Source organism: Streptomyces paradoxus, from assembly GCF_014202475.1.
Classification (GTDB): domain Bacteria; phylum Actinomycetota; class Actinomycetes; order Streptomycetales; family Streptomycetaceae; genus Streptomyces; species Streptomyces paradoxus.
On the sequence record NZ_JACHGV010000002.1, the window covers coordinates 1,018,103 to 1,035,128 of the forward strand.

The 17,026-nt window shown below is 71.8% G+C and carries 10 protein-coding genes; 6 read left to right on the top strand and 4 right to left on the bottom strand.

Annotation, left to right across the window (positions count from 1 at the left end; translation table 11 throughout):
* Window positions 1-9 precede the first annotated feature (9 nt).
* Window positions 10-1,629 carry a glycosyltransferase family 39 protein gene (locus HNR57_RS09465; protein WP_221342339.1) on the bottom strand — a complete coding sequence of 540 codons (1,620 nt, stop codon included), beginning with the start codon at window positions 1,627-1,629 and terminating at the stop codon, window positions 10-12.
* Window positions 1,630-1,786: 157 nt separating this feature from the next.
* Between HNR57_RS09465 and HNR57_RS09470 the strand changes: the two genes are divergently transcribed.
* On the top strand, window positions 1,787-3,457 hold the full coding sequence (locus HNR57_RS09470; RefSeq protein WP_184558764.1) for a glycosyltransferase family 2 protein: 1,671 nt from the start codon (window positions 1,787-1,789) through the stop codon (window positions 3,455-3,457).
* Between the two features lie 127 nt (window positions 3,458-3,584).
* The gene (gene galE / locus HNR57_RS09475) at window positions 3,585-4,565 is read left to right on the top strand and encodes a UDP-glucose 4-epimerase GalE (RefSeq protein ID WP_184558766.1); all 981 of its coding nucleotides are present in this window, start codon (window positions 3,585-3,587) and stop codon (window positions 4,563-4,565) included.
* 66 nt (window positions 4,566-4,631) lie between these two features.
* Here galE and HNR57_RS09480 read toward each other — a convergent pair whose 3' ends face one another.
* Window positions 4,632-5,258, bottom strand: a complete 627-nt coding sequence (locus HNR57_RS09480) for a TetR/AcrR family transcriptional regulator (RefSeq protein ID WP_184558768.1) — start codon at window positions 5,256-5,258, stop codon at window positions 4,632-4,634.
* 178 nt (window positions 5,259-5,436) lie between these two features.
* Between HNR57_RS09480 and HNR57_RS09485 the strand changes: the two genes are divergently transcribed.
* The 4 genes from HNR57_RS09485 (at window position 5,437) to HNR57_RS09500 (ending at window position 11,086) form a co-directional block, all read left to right on the top strand.
* The gene (locus HNR57_RS09485; protein ID WP_184558770.1) at window positions 5,437-6,351 is read left to right on the top strand and encodes an ABC transporter permease; all 915 of its coding nucleotides are present in this window, start codon (window positions 5,437-5,439) and stop codon (window positions 6,349-6,351) included.
* Window positions 6,344-7,168 (top strand): ABC transporter ATP-binding protein, encoded by an 825-nt coding sequence (locus HNR57_RS09490; RefSeq protein ID WP_184558772.1) that lies wholly within the window; start codon window positions 6,344-6,346, stop codon window positions 7,166-7,168. Before HNR57_RS09485 ends, HNR57_RS09490 begins: the two co-directional genes overlap by 8 nt.
* A gap of 79 nt (window positions 7,169-7,247) precedes the next feature.
* On the top strand, window positions 7,248-9,443 hold the full coding sequence (locus HNR57_RS09495; RefSeq protein WP_184558774.1) for a CDP-glycerol glycerophosphotransferase family protein: 2,196 nt from the start codon (window positions 7,248-7,250) through the stop codon (window positions 9,441-9,443).
* Entirely contained in the window at window positions 9,440-11,086 is a 1,647-nt protein-coding gene (locus HNR57_RS09500) for a glycosyltransferase family 2 protein (protein WP_184558776.1), read from the top strand. The genes HNR57_RS09495 and HNR57_RS09500 overlap by 4 nt, the downstream gene beginning before the upstream one ends.
* Here HNR57_RS09500 and HNR57_RS09505 read toward each other — a convergent pair.
* Both HNR57_RS09505 and HNR57_RS09510 read right to left on the bottom strand, forming a co-directional pair.
* Window positions 11,051-11,566: a GtrA family protein gene (locus tag HNR57_RS09505; RefSeq protein ID WP_313673201.1), complete on the bottom strand. Its 516-nt coding sequence runs from the start codon at window positions 11,564-11,566 to the stop codon at window positions 11,051-11,053. The two genes, HNR57_RS09500 and HNR57_RS09505, sit on opposite strands and share 36 nt — an antisense overlap.
* A gap of 113 nt (window positions 11,567-11,679) precedes the next feature.
* Window positions 11,680-16,632, bottom strand: coding sequence for an NAD-glutamate dehydrogenase (locus HNR57_RS09510; RefSeq protein ID WP_184558778.1), 4,953 nt, complete (start codon window positions 16,630-16,632; stop codon window positions 11,680-11,682).
* Between the last annotated feature and the right edge of the window lie 394 nt (window positions 16,633-17,026).

Below are 17,026 nucleotides of genomic sequence, written 5' to 3' on the forward strand. Positions count from 1 at the left end.
GGCCCTATGTCACTGGCCAGGACGGGGCGAAGATGCCGGGGGCGCAACGAGAGCAAGGGCGCGAGGGGGCGCGCTGGGCGGCGCTCCGGGGACTAGGGCGCGACCCTGGGCGTCGGCGGACGCGCCGGGCGGACGGCCCTCGGCCGGTTCGCGGGGCGGGGTGTCTCCGGGCCGACGCCGGACGTAGAGGCGCAGGAGCACGTCGTCGCGGACGCGTTCCTCGCGGACGTGCTCCTCACGGACGGTGAACCCCTCGGCCAGGACGGCGAGCTTGGTGCGCTCGACCGGGTCGGGCGGGCTCCGGCGCGGGTCCAGGGCGGACCGCTCGGCGACGACCCAGACGCGGTCCACCGAGGCGAGCCGCCGCCGCAGCTCCGTGGGGGCCGCCTCCCGTCCCCACAGGGTCGCGGAGCGGGGCGCGGACTCCCGCAGTGCGATGTCCCGCGAGCGCCGGAACCCCTTGGGGTAGGCCAGCGCGGCGAGCCTGCCGACCGACGGCACGAACAGCACCGGGTCGCCGGGACGCATCCGGCTGACGGCGAGCGCCGAGACCACGGCGAGGTTGTCCGGGCGGTGGGCGGCGGACCGGTCCTGGCGGTGCACGGGGAGCTGGCTGAGGAAGGTGACGGTGAGGGCGAGAACGCCGGTGACGCCCACGGCCGACCGCACCCGGCGGCTCCCGGCCCGCATCCGCCGCCCCTCGAACCGCACCCGCCCCAGCGCTCCGGCCACCCGTCCGGCCCCGGCCGCGACCAGCAGGGACGCGCCCGCCAGCGCATAGAGCACGTAACGGTCGTGATAGAGCGGCCGGACCTGCGACACGGTCATCAGGATCCCCGGCGGCACCAGCAGCAGCGGAAGCGCGACCGCAGCCGTGCGCCGCTCGCGCAGTCCCGCGGCCATCAGCAGCAGCGACCCCCAGAACACCGGCCCCGCAGGACCGGGAGAGAAGTTGCGGGCCAGCCTCTCCACCCGGTCCCACCCCGGCGACACCAGCCACGCCACCTGCCCGGACTGCCCCTGCGAGACCCACACCAGCGGCAGCAGAAGCAGCGCCACCGCGCCCGCCGCACGCCCCCATCCGGACCAGACCCTGCCCGGCACCCGCAGCAGGGCCAGCGTCAGTGCGTGCGCGCCCAGCACCGGCACCGCCAGCTCGTGCAGCACACAGGTCAGGGCGAGGACCGTCCCGTACGGCCACCAGACCCGGCCGCCCGTCCCGTCCACCGCCCTCAGCAGCAGCAGCGTCGCCCCCGCCACACCCGCGGCGACGAGCGCGTACGACCGGCCCTCCTGGGCGTAGTGGCCGGTCATCGGCGTGATCGCGTACAGGACCCCGGCCCACAGGCCGACGCGGGGCCCGGCCAGCCGGACGCCGAGGGCGGCGACCAGGCCGGCGGTGGCCGTCGCCGCGCACACCGACGGCAGGCGCAGCACGACCTCGCCCGGGTGGACGGCGAGGACGACGTGCATGAACAGGTAGTACAGGCCGTGCACCGCGTCCACGTCGTGCAGCAGCCGCCAGATCTGCGGAACCGTGCGCTGCGCCACCTGGAAGGTGACGCTCTCGTCGCCCCACATGCCGCCGCGGTCCAGGCCCCACAGCGCGGTCGCGAGCATCACCGCCATGGGCACCGACACCGGCGCCGGCCCACCGCCGAACCGGCCGCTCCCCCTCGACTGTCCGCTCTTCACGGCCCGATTTTGTGCGTAATAAGAGCCTTCATGAGTGTTTGATGGTGTGTTATCACTTTCATGTCATTCGCCCGGCTTACCATCCGCCGTGATGAATGCCGAGAGTGAGACCGAGAGGGACACCCGGACGCCGTCCGCCGGAGTCGCCGTCGTGGTGATCGGTTACGACGACGCCGCGCATGTGACGGACGCCGTGCGGTCGGCGCTCGCCCAGGGACCGGCCGTGCGCGAGGTGGTGGCCGTCGACGACTGCTCGACGGACGGCAGCGCCGGCCTGCTCGACCGGCTCGCCGTGTCGGAGCCCCGCCTGAGGGTGATCCGCCGCCGGGCCAACAGCGGCGGCTGCGGCACCCCGCGCAACACCGGGCTCGACGCGGTGACTTCGCCGTACGTGATGTTCCTGGACAGCGACGACGTCCTGCCGCCCGGCGCGGCCGGGGCGTTGCTCACAGCGGCCGAGGGTGCGCACGCCGAGGTCGCGGGCGGCCTGTGCGTACGCCGCGAGCTGCCGTCGGGGCGCGAGATCCCCTGGCAGGCGCCCCTCTACGCATCGCACGCCGTGGTGCCGCACCCCGCCCGGCGACCGCGCCTGGTCCACGACACGCTCTGCGTCAACAAGCTCTACCGCACCGGCTTCCTGCGGGCGCACGGCATCCGCTTCCCCGAGGGCCGTTTCCCGTACGAGGACGTCGTCTTCACCGCGCGCGTCCTGGCCGCGGCTCCGCGCATCGCCCTGGTCCCGGACCGGGTGTACGTCTGGCACGTGCGCAGGTCGGCCGGGCGGCTGTCGATCTCCCTGGACCGGTCCGGCGTCGAGAACTGGAGGGCCCGTACGGAGGCCTGCCGACAGGCGTACGAGGTGCTGCTGGGCGCCGGGCAGAAGGAACTCGCGCGGGCCGTGCGCGCCAAGTTCCTCGACCACGACCTGCGGATGTACCTGCGCGAACTGGGGTTGCGCGACGCCGCCTACCGGCGGGCATGGTGGGAGCTCACGCGGGCGTACCTCGCGGAGTACGACGCCGACGACTGGGCGCGCAACCCGGCCGCTCCCGGCCGGCTGGCCGGGCAGGTCGTGCTGGCCTCCCCGGAGCCGCGCGACCTGTCCCGGCTGCGGGAGCTCGCGGCCCGCCCGGCCCGCCTGTGCCCGCCGTACGCCCGCGCCGCGGACGGCACGCCGGTCTGGTCGGACGCCGTCCCGGTCTCCCTGGAGCCGCTGCGGGCCCGGCCGGTGCGTGCGCTGCCCCTGGCCGTCGACGCGGAGCTGCGGCCGGGCGTGCGCGGCACCCGGCTGCGGCTGCGCCTGCACGAGCTGTACGGGCGGGTGGCGCAGGCCGGGCCGGAGACGGTGGAGGTGGAGTGGCTGCACCGGGACGACGGGGACGTGGTGGCCGGGGACACGGCCATGCCACTCACACCGTGCGAGAGCGGCTCCGAGCCCGCCGGGACCACCGGCCCCGTCCGCGACGGCGCCTGGTCGGCGGAGGCGGCTGTCGACCTCGCCGCGCTGGCCGCGCTCGGCGTGGGCACCTGGGACCTGCGCCTTCGTGTCCGCTTTCGCGACGGCGTGAGCCGTGACGTCTCGGCGCACGCGCTCATGGGCCCCGGCCTGCTGCGCCGCAGCGCCGTCCCGAGCGCCCGGCACGGCGTGGTACTCGTACAGCCGTACGTCACGCACTCCGGCGCGCTGGCGCTGCGGGTGGCCCCCGGCGTACGCGGTGTGCTGTCGGTCGCCCGCGCACGGCTGCGCCGCCTGGTTCACTGAGGGGTCCTTTCACCATGAGCGTCCGACCCGGACGGGCATAGTGGAAGGACCCCTGAGAGCACCGGACCACGACGGAGCAGCGCACCGCACCACCACCACGGGCCAACAGACGAGGGGACGGCCGCACATGACCTGGTTGATCACCGGCGGCGCCGGCTACATCGGCGCGCACGTCGTACGGGCGATGACCGCGGCGGGCGAACAGGCGGTCGTGTACGACGACCTGTCCACCGGCATCGCCGAGCGGGTGCCGGACGGGGTGCCGCTGGTGGTGGGCTCGACCCTGGACGCCGAGCGGCTCGCCCGCAGCCTCGCGGACCACGAGGTCACCGGCGTCGTGCACCTGGCGGCGAAGAAGCAGGTGGCCGAGTCGGTGGAACGGCCGCTGCACTACTACCGGGAGAACGTCGAGGGCCTGCGGGTCCTGCTGGACGCGGTGACGGCGGCGAAGGTGCCGTCCTTCGTCTTCTCCTCGTCGGCGGCGGTGTACGGCATGCCGGACGTGGACCTGGTCACGGAGGAGACGCCGTGCCTGCCCATGTCGCCGTACGGCGAGACCAAGCTGGCCGGTGAGTGGCTGGTGCGCGCGACCGGCCGGGCGACCGGGCTGTCGACCGCGTGCCTGCGCTACTTCAACGTGGCGGGGGCGGCGGGCCCGGAGCTCGCGGACACCGGGGTGTTCAACCTCGTGCCGATGGTCTTCGAGAAGCTCACCGAGGACGCGCCGCCGCGCGTCTTCGGTGACGACTATCCGACCCCGGACGGTACCTGCGTGCGCGACTACATCCACGTGGTCGACCTGGCCGAGGCCCATGTCGCGGCGGCCCGGGCCCTGCGCTCCTCCCCCGGCCGCGACCTCACGCTCAACATCGGCCGCGGCGAGGGCGTCTCCGTCCGGGAGATGATCGACCGCATCAACGCGGTCACCGGCTATGACCGCCCGCCCGCCGTCACCCCCCGCCGCCCGGGCGACCCGGCCCGGGTCGTGGCCTCCGCCGACCGCGCCGCCGCGGAACTGGGCTGGAAGGCCCGGCTCGACGTGCGGGACATGATCACGTCGGCATGGGAGGGGTGGCTGCGGCTGCATCCGGAGGCGGGACGGGGCTGATCCGCCCCGGCACCAGGACGAGCCCCGGCGCGTGTGCCGGGGCTCACTGCTGCTGGACGGGCCGGCCTACATCGCCTTGAGCCCCTCCGACGTGGCCCGGGCCAGCGCGCCGAGGTACCCCTTCGGCAGCTTCGGGCTGCGGATGACCACCGAGCGCCAGTAGAGCGGGCCGGAGATCAGGTCGAGCGCGAGGTCGTGGTCGATCCCCTCGCGCAGTTCGCCGCGGCGTTCCGCCGCCGTCACGATGCCGGTGGCGACGCCGTCCTGCCCCTCGCGCAGGGCTTTCTGCAGGGCCTCGGCGATGTCGGGGTTGCGGGCCGCCTCGGCCTGGAGGTCGGGGATGATCTGCGACGCGACCGGGTGGCGCAGGGCGCGGGACGTCACCTCGTAGAGGAGCCGCAGGTCGCCCTCCAGGGAGCCGGTGTCCGGCGCGGGCAGGCCTTGCACGGCGAGCGCCGAGACGATGTCGAGGACCAGGTGCAGTTTCGAGCGCCAGCGGCGGTACACCGCCGTCTTCCCGACCCCGGCCCGACGCGCGATGCCCTCGATGGACATCCGCGCGTAGCCGACGGTGGCGAGCTCCTCGAAGACGGCCGCCCGGATCGCTTCCGTCACGTCTTCCCGCAGTACGGCCGCCCCCGCGGGGGCCCGGCGGCGCGGGGGCTGCTGGGGCTCGTCGGGCTTCGTCGTCATGCCGACAGCATAGGGCGTCACGACGAAACGGTTGCGTTCCGACGCATGACCGTCGTACGCTCCCGTTACGACGATACGGTCCCGTCCCGACGTAAGAAGTCGTGAAGAGTCCGGTAAGAACCAGCTCCTCCTCGCTCTTCACCCCAGGTCCCACACCCCCCGAGCGAAAGCAGCGGATGTGAGTACGGTCCTCCACACACCGCCCCAGACCCCGGCCCCGGCCGACGACGACCTCGCGGCCCTCGCCGCCCGCCACGGCCTCTCGGTCAGCGGCGCCCGGCCCTCGCTGCCCGAGTACGTCCGGCAGCTGTGGGCCCGCCGCCACTTCATCACGGCGTTCGCCACCGCCAAGCTCACCGCCCAGTACAGCCAGGCGAAGCTCGGCCAGGTCTGGCAGGTGATGACCCCGCTGCTGAACGCGGCGGTCTACTACTTCATCTTCGGCGTGCTGCTCGGCACCAAGCACGGCGTGCCCGACTACATCCCGTTCCTGGTCACGGGCGTGTTCATCTGGACGTTCACGCAGAGCTCGATCATGGCGGGCACCCGCGCCATCTCCGGCAACCTCGGCCTGGTGCGCGCCCTGCACTTCCCGCGCGCCGCGCTGCCGATCTCCTTCTGCCTCCAGCAGCTCCAGCAGCTGATGTTCTCGATGGGCGCCCTGGTCGTCATCCTGCTCTGCTTCGGCGTGCCGGTCGGCGTGTCCTGGCTGCTGGCGCTCCCGGCGCTGTTCCTGCAGTTCACGTTCAACGCGGGCGTCTCCATGGTCATGGCCCGGATGGGTGCCAAGACCCCCGACATCGCCCAGCTGATGCCGTTCGTGCTGCGCACCTGGATGTACGTCTCGGGCGTCATGTGGAGCATCGACAAGCTGGCGCAGAACGACAGCCTGCCCCACGCGGTGAAGATCGCGCTGGCGGCCAACCCGGCCGCCGTCTACATCGACCTGATGCGCTTCGCCCTGATCGACAGCTTCCACGCGAGCCAGCTGCCCGCCCACGTGTGGGCGATCGCCGCCGGCTGGGCCCTGCTCGCAGGCGTCGGCGGCTTCATCTACTTCTGGAAGGCTGAGGAGACGTACGGCCGTGGCTGAGCACCCGAACGAGAAGATCCCCACCGTCGTCGCCGACGGCGTCGACATCGTCTACCGCGTCAACGGCACCGGCGCCGGACGCGGCTCAGCGACCGCCGCCCTCAACCGCATCGTGCGCCGCAAGCAGGCCGAGAAGGCCTCGGGCGTGCGCCGGGTGCACGCCGTGAAGAACGTGTCCTTCGTCGCCTACCGGGGCGAGGCGATCGGCCTGATCGGCACCAACGGCTCCGGCAAGTCGACCCTGCTGAAGGCCGTCGCCGGGCTCCTGCCCGTGGAGAACGGCCGTATCTACACCGACGGCCAGCCCTCCCTGCTCGGCGTCAACGCCGCCCTGATGAACGACCTGACCGGCGAGCGCAACGTGCACCTCGGCGGCCTGGCCATGGGCATGTCCCGCGAGCAGGTCAAGGACCGTTACCAGGAGATCGTCGACTTCTCGGGCATCAACGAGAAGGGCGACTTCATCACGCTGCCGATGCGGACGTACTCCTCCGGCATGGCCGCGCGGCTGCGGTTCTCCATCGCCGCCGCCAAGGACCACGACGTCCTGCTGATCGACGAGGCGCTGGCCACCGGCGACCGGTCCTTCCAGAAGCGCTCCGAGGAGCGCATCCGCGAGCTGCGCAAGCACGCGGGCACGGTGTTCCTGGTCAGCCACAACAACAAGTCGATCCGTGACACCTGCGACCGGGTGCTGTGGCTGGAGCGCGGGGAGCTGCGCATGGACGGGCCGACGGAGGACGTCCTCAAGGAGTACGAGGCGTTCACCGGAGACAAGGCGGACAAGCCCAAGGCGAAGGCCGCCGTTCCCTCGTGAGGCGCACTCGGTCGGCCCTTTTGTCTCATTGATGGCAGCATGACCGCATACCGTGCAGCTGCGAGAGGGGGTCCCCGTGATGGCCGAGCTCAGCGTCGTCGTCCACGGGCCGAACGTTCAGGACCATCTGACGGAACTCCTCGACTCCCTCGCCGCCCACCCGCTGCCGGACGCCGAGGTGATCGTGGCCGCGGTGGGCGACTGGGCCCGGGAGACCGCCGAGCGGCACGCACCGGAGGTCCAGGTCGTGCCGCTGCCGGACGGCACGGGAGACGCGGCGGCCCGGGCGGCGGGCGCGGCCCGGGCCTCCGGCCGCTGGCTGCACTTCGTCCACGCCAAGGACGGCCTGCCCGCCGGCACCCCGCGCACGGTCGCCGAGCGGGTGGCCGAGCTCCCCGGCGAGGTCGACGTCCTGCTGCTGGACCACGTCCGCAGCACCTGGCACACCTCCGGCCTGCCCTCCCCGGACGGCCCGCTCCTCGCCCGGGCGGGCCGCGCCGACGTCCCCCTCGACGACTGCTCGCCCCTGCTGCGGCTGACCCCGCTGCTCGGCACCCGCGTCCTGCGCGCGGACTTCTGGCGGGCGCACGAGCACCGGCTGACCACCGACGACGAGCCGTACGCCGCCCTGGCCGCCCTGCTGCTCGCCGACCGCGTCGCCTGCCTGCCGCACGTCGCCTACGAGGACCGCCGGCTGCGCCCCGCGAGCCTGCCCCCGGTCACGCCCGAGCAGCGCTACGGCCTCGTCGAGCGCTACGAGTCCCTCCTCGACCTCACCCGCGACCGGCGCGCCGCGCACACCGTGCTCTACGACCTCATGGTCCGCGACTGCCTGCGCACCTTCGCGCGCGGCGGCATGGAGGAGGAGGTCGCTCGGGAGTTCTTCCGCCGGGCGTCCCTGGCCGCCCTGCGCCGCCGCCCCGAGGGCCACCGCCGCCCGGCCGGGCTCGAAGGCGTCCGCCGCTCCCTGCTGGAGGAGGGTGCCTACGCCAAGTACCGGGCGTTCCAGGCCGTCAACCGCACCCGCCGCAGCGCCAAGGCGGTCGTACGGGCCCGTAAGCGCCTGGTGGGCGCCAAACTCCGCGACCACCAGTACCGCAGGGCGCTCGGCCGTCCCGTCAATCCGCACCTCGCGGTGTTCGCGGCGTACTGGAACCGCGGCGTCGCCTGCAACCCCGCCGCGATCGCCGCCAAGCTCGCCGAACTGGCCCCGCAGATCCACGCGGTGTGGGTGGTCACCGAGGAGAACGCGGCCCTGCTGCCGCCCGGCACCGACCACGTCGTGCCCGGCAGCCGCCGCTACTGGGAGGTGCTGGCAAGTGCCAAGTACCTCGTCAACAACGTCAACTTCGCGAACGCGGTGGTCAAACGCCCGGACGCGATCCACGTCCAGACCCACCACGGCACACCCCTGAAGCGCATGGGCCTCGACCAGATGGCGTACCCGGCCGCCGCCCAGGGCCTGGACTTCAAGGCGCTGCTGGAGCGCATCGACAAGTGGGACTTCAGCGTCTCGGCCAACAGCCACACCACCCGTATGTGGGAACGGGCCTACCCCTCGCGCTACGTCTCCCTGGACCACGGCTATCCGCGCAACGACGTCTACTACACGGCCGGCGCCGACGACATCCGCGCGGTCCGCGACCGCCTCGGCATCGCCCCGGGCCGCCGTGCCGTCCTCTATGCGCCCACCCACCGCGACTACGAGGCCGGCTGGACCCCGCGCCTGGACCTCGCCACCCTCGCCGACCGCCTGGGCGAGGACACGGTCCTGCTCGTGCGCGGCCACTACTTCTACGGCGGCGCCGCCTCCCCGCTCACCAACCTGCGCCGCACCGGCCGGATCATCGACGTCTCCTCCTACGACCCGGTCGAGGAGCTGTGCCTGGCCGCGGACGCCCTGGTCACGGACTACTCCTCGATCATGTTCGACTACGCCAACCTCGACCGGCCGATCGTGATCCACGCCGACGACTGGGAGACGTACCGCACCACCCGGGGCGTCTACTTCGACCTGATGGCGGAGGCCCCGGGCCCGGTCGCCCGCACCCAGCAGGAGCTGACCGAGATCCTCACCACCGACGCGTGGCGCGACGAGAGCGCCGCGAAGACCAGGGCCGTCTTCCGGCGCCGGTTCTGCGAGTACGACGACGGGCGCGCCGCCGAACGCGTCGTCCGCCGGGTCTTCCTCGGCCAGGACGAACGGGACCTGCCGCCCGTGCTGCCGATCGAGGAACGCACGCCGGCCCCGACCCCGCAGGAGGCGACCGCATGAGCACCCCCGACGTCACCGTGACGGTCATCGTCTACAACGACGCCGAACGTCTCCCCCGCGCGGTCGAATCGGTCCGCCGCCAGACCCACGCGAACCTCGAGATCATCATCAGCGACGACCACTCCACCGATGCGACGCCGGCGGTGGCCCAGCGGCTCGCGGCCGAGGACCCCCGCATCCGTCACCTCCGCCTGGAGCGGAACAGCGGCGGTTGCAGCGTCCCGCGCAACCGGGCGCTGGAGATCGCGCGGGCGCCATTCCTGATGTTCCTCGACAGCGACGACGAACTCCCCGGCAACGCCGTCGAACTGCTGCTCGCCGCGCACCGCGAACGCGAGATCGACTTCGCGATGGGCGCGGTGCAGCGGGTCCGGGTGGACAACGGGCGCCGCTCCACGTGGATGCCGCACCTGGTCGCCGAGCGCCGGGCCCTCGACGGAATCGAGGCCGACCCGCGCCTGCTCTTCGAGCACCTGGCCACCAGCAAGATGTACGCCCGCGCCTTCCTCGACCGGCACGACCTGCGCTTCCCCGAGGGCATCCACTACGAGGACCAGCTGTTCTCTGCGCAGGCCTACTGCCTGGCCAAGAGCTTCACGATCATCCCGGAGCCGGTCTACCGCTGGTACGTGGCGCCCTTCGCGGCCTCCGAGGCCGCCTCGATATCCAACCAGCGGCACAAGCTCGCCAACGTCCGGGACCGGGTCCATGTCCAGCACCTGATCGACGCGTTCCTGGCCGAGAGCGGGCACGAGTCGCTGCGCGAGGACAAGGACCACAAGTTCCTCAAGCACGACTTCCGGATGTACGCAGGTGACCTGCCCTACCGGGACGACGCCTGGCTGACGTCCTTCGCCGACCTCGTCACCCCCTACCTGGACACGCTCACGCCGGGCGCGTTCGCCCGGCTCCCGCGCGCCGAACGGGTCGTCATCCAGCTGATTCGCGACCGGCGTCTGCCGGAGGCCCGGCTGGCGGCCCGGGGCCTGGGGCACGGGGTGGCGCCGAGGCGAGTGGCAGCCGACGCGGGCGGCCGCACCTACTGGGGGGACCGGGTCCCCGAGTCGGAGTGGTCCCGCCGCGAACTGGACATCTCCGACCTGGAGCTGGAGACGCGCCCCTTCCCGAGCGCCCAGTTCCGCCACGAGATCAAGGAGATCACCCGAGGCCCGGGCGCTTCGGTCGACCTCACGATCCGCACGTACGACCCGGCGCTGCGCCTCCCCGTCGGCCCTCAGCGCGCGACGCTCCTCATCGCCCCGGGCGGCCGCCGGCTCCATGTCCACTTCCGCCTCTCCCCCGTCCGCCCCGGCATCTTCGAGGGCAACGCCCACCTCGACCTCGGGGCGGCGTCGCTCCCCCTCCAGGGCTTCGCGGGAATCCGCCACCCGTTGCTGCGCCTCCAGCACCAGGGCCTGTCCCACACGGGCCTGCTGCTGGCACCCCTGGCCTTCCCGACGCTGACGACGCGCATCCCGTCCCACCACTTGACGGTGGAACCGGAGGGCCACGGCCCGGGCCGCCTCCAGGTCCGCTGGGAACCGGTGGGAGTCACGGCGAAGCTGATCCGCCCCACGGTCCGCAGGATGGCCCGCCCGAGGGTGAAGTCAGCGGCCCGGCTGGTGGCGAGCGCGCTGAAGTAGGACCCGCGCCCCGTCGCCGCCCTGGGCGCGGCGCGCACCGTACGGGAACACCCAGGTCCGGTAGACGAGGAAGCGGAAGGCCGAGGCCAGCACGATGGACAGCGCCTTGACCGCGTTGGATTCCAGCGGCCCGTCCAGGCCGAGGCCGCGATACCCCGCGTAGAACAGCCCGCTCTCCAGGGCGACGCCGATGGCGCTGAAGACGAAGAACAGCGCGATCTGACGCCGGGTTCGGGACGCGCGGTCGCGATAGGCGACGTACCGGAAACCGAGATAGTTGGTCCCCATGGCGACCAGGCTGGCCAGGACGGTCGCCACCATGGCGTCCCGGTGCAGTGCGTGCAGCAGCACGTTGAACACCAGGAAGTTCACGGCGACGCCGCTGCCGCCGACCAGCGCGAAGTTCACCGCTTCGAGGACGACGCGCTTGACCGGGAGGGCGGGGGCGGCCACTCGCTTCCCGGTTACGTTCACAGTCACGCCCCCAAGCCTTAGCCGGGTTCGGTAAGCCCTCGCCTCGAATCGCCCTAAGGCACCCCAAGAAGAGGCGCCCCGGGCCGGATCGGCCCGGGGCGCCTGTCACGCCGTACGCCCTACGAGTGCGTGCGCAGCAGCGTCCTCATCGTGCGCATCGCCACCGACAGGTTGGCGAGGTCGAACGCGTCGGAGCTCTGGATGTCCTCCAGTGTGGTGCGGGCCCGGCCGAGGATCGCCGCGTTCTTCTGCTCCCACGCCTTGAAGCGCTGCTCGGGCGTCGAGGTGCCGTTGCCCACCGCCAGGACGTCGGCGGTCAGCGCAGCGTGCGCCGCGTACAGGTCCTCGCGGATCGCAGCGCGGGCCATGGACTGCCAGCGGTCGGCGCGGGGCAGCTCGATGATGCGGTCCATGAGCTGGGTGATGCGCAGCCGGTCGGCGAGGTCGTAGTACACCTCGGCGACGTCCAGCGGCTCCCGGCCCATGCGGTCGGCGATCGAGACGATGTCCAGGGTCGGGAAGGCCGAGGAGAAGCCCGCCACCCGCGTGGCGAGTTCGTCCGGCACACCGGCGCCCGTCAGCTCGTCGTAGATCTTCTGGTACCACTCCAGGTCGGCGCCGCGCAGCAGCTTCGGCAGCTGTCCCCAGACCTGCTCGACCCGGTCGGCGAAGAAGTCGACCGTGCCGGCGAGCTCCAGCGGCTGCGGCCGGTTGTTGAGCAGCCAGCGCGTGCCGCGCTCCACCAGGCGGCGGGCGTGCAGCCGGATGCGGGTCTGGACCTCGGCCTCGACCTTGTTGTCGAGCGCCTCGACCCCGTCCCAGACCGGGGACTGGCGGAAGATCGCCCGGGCCGCGGTCTGGGCCCGCACGATCTCCTCCAGCGACGCGCCGGTCTCCTCGCGCAGGCGGTGCAGGTACGTCGTACCGCCCGTGTTGACCGTGTCGTTGACCAGGACGGTCGTGGTGATCTCGCGGCGCAGCGGGTGGCCGTCGAGCCGCTCGGGGAACTGCTCGCGCAGCTCGGTCGGGAAGTACGCGTGCAGCAGACCCTTCAGATACGGGTCGTCCGGCAGCGAGGTGTGCAGCAGCTCCTCGGCGACCGTGATCTTCGTGTACGCCAGCAGTACGGCCGTCTCCGGACCCGTCAGGCCCTGGCCCTGGGCGAGCCGCTCGCGGATCTGCCGGTCGGTGGGCAGGAACTCCAGCGCCCGGTTGAGGTGGCCCTCCCTGACCAGGTGCTTCATGAAGCGCTGCTGGGCGTGGAGCATGGCGCTGGACTGGGCGAGGGCGTTGCCGATCGCCGTGTTCTGCGCGTAGTTGTTGCGCAGCACCAGGCGGCCGACCTCGTCGGTCATCTCGGCGAGCAGCTTGTTGCGCTGCTTGACGGTCATGTCGCCGTCCCGGACCAGGCCGTTGAGCAGGATCTTGATGTTCACCTCGTGGTCGGAGGTGTCCACGCCCGCACTGTTGTCGATGGCGTCGGTGTTGATCCGGCCGCCGTGCAGCGCGAACTCGATCCGGCCGAGCTGAGTCAGGCCGAGGTTGCCGCCCTCGCCGACGACCGCGACGCGCAGGTCCTTGCCGTCGACGCGGATGGCGTCGTTGGCCTTGTCGCCGACGTCCGCGTTGGACTCGGTGGAGGACTTCACGTACGTGCCGATGCCGCCGTTCCACAGCAGGTCCACCGGCGCGTGCAGGATCGCCTTCATCAGGTCGGCCGGGGTCAGCTTGGTGACCTTGGCCTCGATGCCGAGGGCCTCGCGGATGTGCGCGTTGACCGGGATCGCCTTGGCCGTGCGCGGGAAGATGCCGCCACCGGCCGACAGCAGCTCGGTGTTGTAGTCCTCCCAGCTGGAGCGGGGCAGCTCGAACAGGCGGCGGCGCTCGGCGTAGGAGGTGGCGGCGTCCGGGTTCGGGTCGATGAAGATGTGCCGGTGGTCGAAGGCCGCGACCAGGCGGATGTGCTCGGAGAGCAGCATGCCGTTGCCGAACACGTCACCGGACATGTCGCCGATGCCGACGACCGTGAAGTCCTCGGTCTGGGTGTCGACGCCCATGTCGCGGAAGTGCCGCTTGACCGACTCCCAGGCGCCGCGGGCGGTGATGCCCATGCCCTTGTGGTCGTAGCCGGCGGAGCCGCCGGAGGCGAAGGCGTCACCGAGCCAGAAGTTGTAGTTCTCGGCGACCCCGTTGGCGATGTCGGAGAAGGTCGCGGTGCCCTTGTCGGCGGCGACGACGAGGTAGGTGTCGTCCTCGTCGTGCCGGACGACGTCCGCCGGGGGCACGACCTCGCCCGCGACCATGTTGTCGGTGATGTCGAGCAGCGCCGAGATGAACGTCTTGTAGCTGGCCACGCCCTCGGCGAGCCACGCGTCCCGGTCCACGGACGGGTCCGGCAGCTGCTTGGCGACGAAGCCGCCCTTGGCGCCGACCGGCACGATGACGGTGTTCTTCACCATCTGCGCCTTGACCAGGCCGAGGATCTCCGTGCGGAAGTCCTCACGCCGGTCGGACCAGCGCAGACCACCGCGTGCGACCTTGCCGAAGCGCAGGTGCACGCCCTCGACGCGCGGCGAGTACACCCAGATCTCGAACGCCGGGCGCGGCGCCGGCAGGTCCGGGATGGCCTGCGGGTCGAACTTCATGGAGACGTAGTCGTGCGACGTGCCGCCCGCCGCCTCCTGGAAGAAGTTCGTCCGCAGCGTCGCCTTGATGACGGTGAGGAAGGACCGCAGGATCCGGTCCTCGTCGAGCGAGGCCACCTGGTCGAGGGCCGCGTCGACCTCCTCCAGCAGCGCGTCCACGATCTCGTACCCCGCGCGCTGCCGGTCCGGCGACATCCGCGCCTCGAACAGGGAGACGAGCAAACGGGTGGTGTGGACGTTGTTGCGGAGGGTGTCCTCCATGTAGTCCTGGCTGAACGTCGACGCCGCCTGGCGCAGGTACTTGGCGTACGCCCGCAGGACCACCGCCTGGCGCCAGGTCAGCCCGGCGCTCAGCACGAGGGCGTTGAAGCCGTCGTTCTCCGCCTTGCCGGTCCAGGTGGCGGCGAAGGCGTCCTGGAAGCGCTCGCGGGCGTCGTCGCCGAAGTAGTCCGCGCCGCCGTTCGCGCGGGGCATGCGCAGGCCGAAGTCGTAGATCCAGGCCACGCTGCGGTCCGAGCAGCGCAGCTCGTACGGCCGCTCGTCGACGACCTCGACGCCGAGCCGGTTGAGGACCGGCAGGACGGCCGAGAGGGAGATCGCGTCGCCCGTGCGGTAGATCTTGAAGCGGCGCTCCTCGGGGGCGGCGCCCACCGGCTCGTACAGGCTGAGCGCGAAGTCCTTGTCCGCCTCGGCGTTCAGCTGCTCCAGGTGGACGAGGTCGGCGACCGCGGCGCGCGGGTTGTGGTCGGCCTTGTACCCCTCGGGGAAAGCGTGCGCGTAGCGACGCAGCGCCTCGGCCGCGTGCTCCTCGCCGAGCTCGGCGTTGAGCGCCTCGGCGAAGGCGTCCTCCCAGGAGCGGGCGGCCTCCACCAGCCGGGCCTCGATGCGCTCCTTGTCCAAGTCGGACAGCTCCGGCAGCTCGGTGCCCTGCGGGACCCGTACCACGAAGTGCAGCCGGGACAGGATCGACTCGGTGTTCCAGGCCGTGAAGTCGACGCTGATGCCGCCGAGCTCCTCCTTCAGGATCTCGATGATCCTCAGGCGTACGGCCGTGGTGTAGCGGTCGCGCGGGAGGTAGACGAGGGCGGAGTAGTAGCGCCCGTACTCGTCCTGGCGCAGGTAGAGCCTGAGGCGCCTGCGCTCCTGGAGGTAGAGCACGGAGGTGACGATCGACCGCAGCTCGTCGACCGGGGTCTGGAACAGCTCGTCGCGCGGGTACGTCTCCAGGATCTGCAGCAGGTCGCGCCCGTCGTGGCTGTTGGGGGAGAACCCGGCTCGCTTCAGGACTTCCTCGACCTTGCGCCGGATGACCGGCACCCGGCGCACGGACTCGGTGTAGGCGGCGGAGGAGAACAGCCCGAGGAAGCGCCGCTCGCCGATGACGTTGCCGTCCGCGTCGAACTTCTTGACGCCGATGTAGTCCAGGTACGACGGCCGGTGCACCGTCGCCCGGCTGTTCGCCTTGGTCAGCACGAGCAGCTTGTGCTCGCGCGCCTTGGCCCGGGCGTCGGCGGGCAGCCGCTCGAACGACGGACTGACCGGGTGGCTCTCCTCGGCCGCGTGGTGCGGGTCCGCGCGCAGTATGCCGAGCCCGGTGCCGGGCACGGCGGCCAGGGAGTCGTCGTCGCGCAGCTGGTACTCGCGGTAGCCGAGGAAGGTGAAGTGGTCGTCGGCCAGCCAGCGCAGCAGCTCGCGGGCCTCCTCGACCTGGGGTCCGGGCAGGTCGCCGGGGATGGGCTCGTCCGGCAGCCCCTCCGCCAGCCGGATCGCCGCGTCCCGCATCTTGCCCCAGTCCTCGACGGCCTCACGGGCGTCGGACAGCACGCGCAGCAGGTCGGCGGTGATCTGCTTCAGATCGGCCCGGTCGGTCTCACGGTCGATCTCTACGTGGATCCAGGACTCGACGTGCGCGTCGTGCGGAAGGTCGCCGGTCGCCGGGGTCGACAGGACCTCGATGAGCTTGCCCGTGACGTCGCGCCGCACGACGAACTGGGGGTGGATGACGACGTGGATGCCGCGCCCCTGACGCGTCAGCTCATTGGTGACGGAGTCCACGAGGAAGGGCATGTCGTCGGTGACGACCTCGACCACGGAGTGGCTGCAGGTCCACCCGTTCTCTTCCACCGAGGGGGTGTGCACCCGCACGTTCGCCGTGCCCTGGGGGCGGTTCTCGGCCAGCCGGTAGTGCGACACGGCGGCTCCGAAGACGTCGACCGGGTCGCGGTCGGTGAGGTCTTCCGGGGCCGTGTGCAGGTAGTAACGCTGGAGGAACCTGAGGAGGGTCTCGCGGTCCGGGGCCTTCTGGGCGTCTGGGGTCTCCTCGCCCGTCGACCCGGTCGGTAGGTGCCCCCCGACCGGGCTGTTCTCAGCTACCCGGGCGGCCCTCTCGAGCAACTCGGCCTTGGCTTCGTCCAGCTTGGTCTGCATTGTCCTCTGGCTCCTGTCGCGCGCCGTTGCGTGACGTAGAAGGAAGTACGGCCTCTGCGCTTACGACCTCACGTCGTGACACGGGGTATCCGGTCTGATCCGACGCTATGCCGCAAGGTGAGATGAGCGGGGGTGTCTGAGCCATTCTTGAGCTGCGCCACCGGTGTGACGCTGCTCTCTGCGACGCCCGGGTCCTGGTGATGTTCGGCGTCCCGGGAGCCCTCGATGCCACGTCCCGCCCGCGAAGACCAGCGACTGCCGCCCGGTCACGGATGTCGTCCGTGCTCTCCGGGCGCAAGGCAGGGACGACGACGTCCCCGCGAACTATCGCGCTGATCACGCCACCAAGGCTATCGCTCCTCACAGGGGCTCCGTCATGAGCCGTATGTGTACA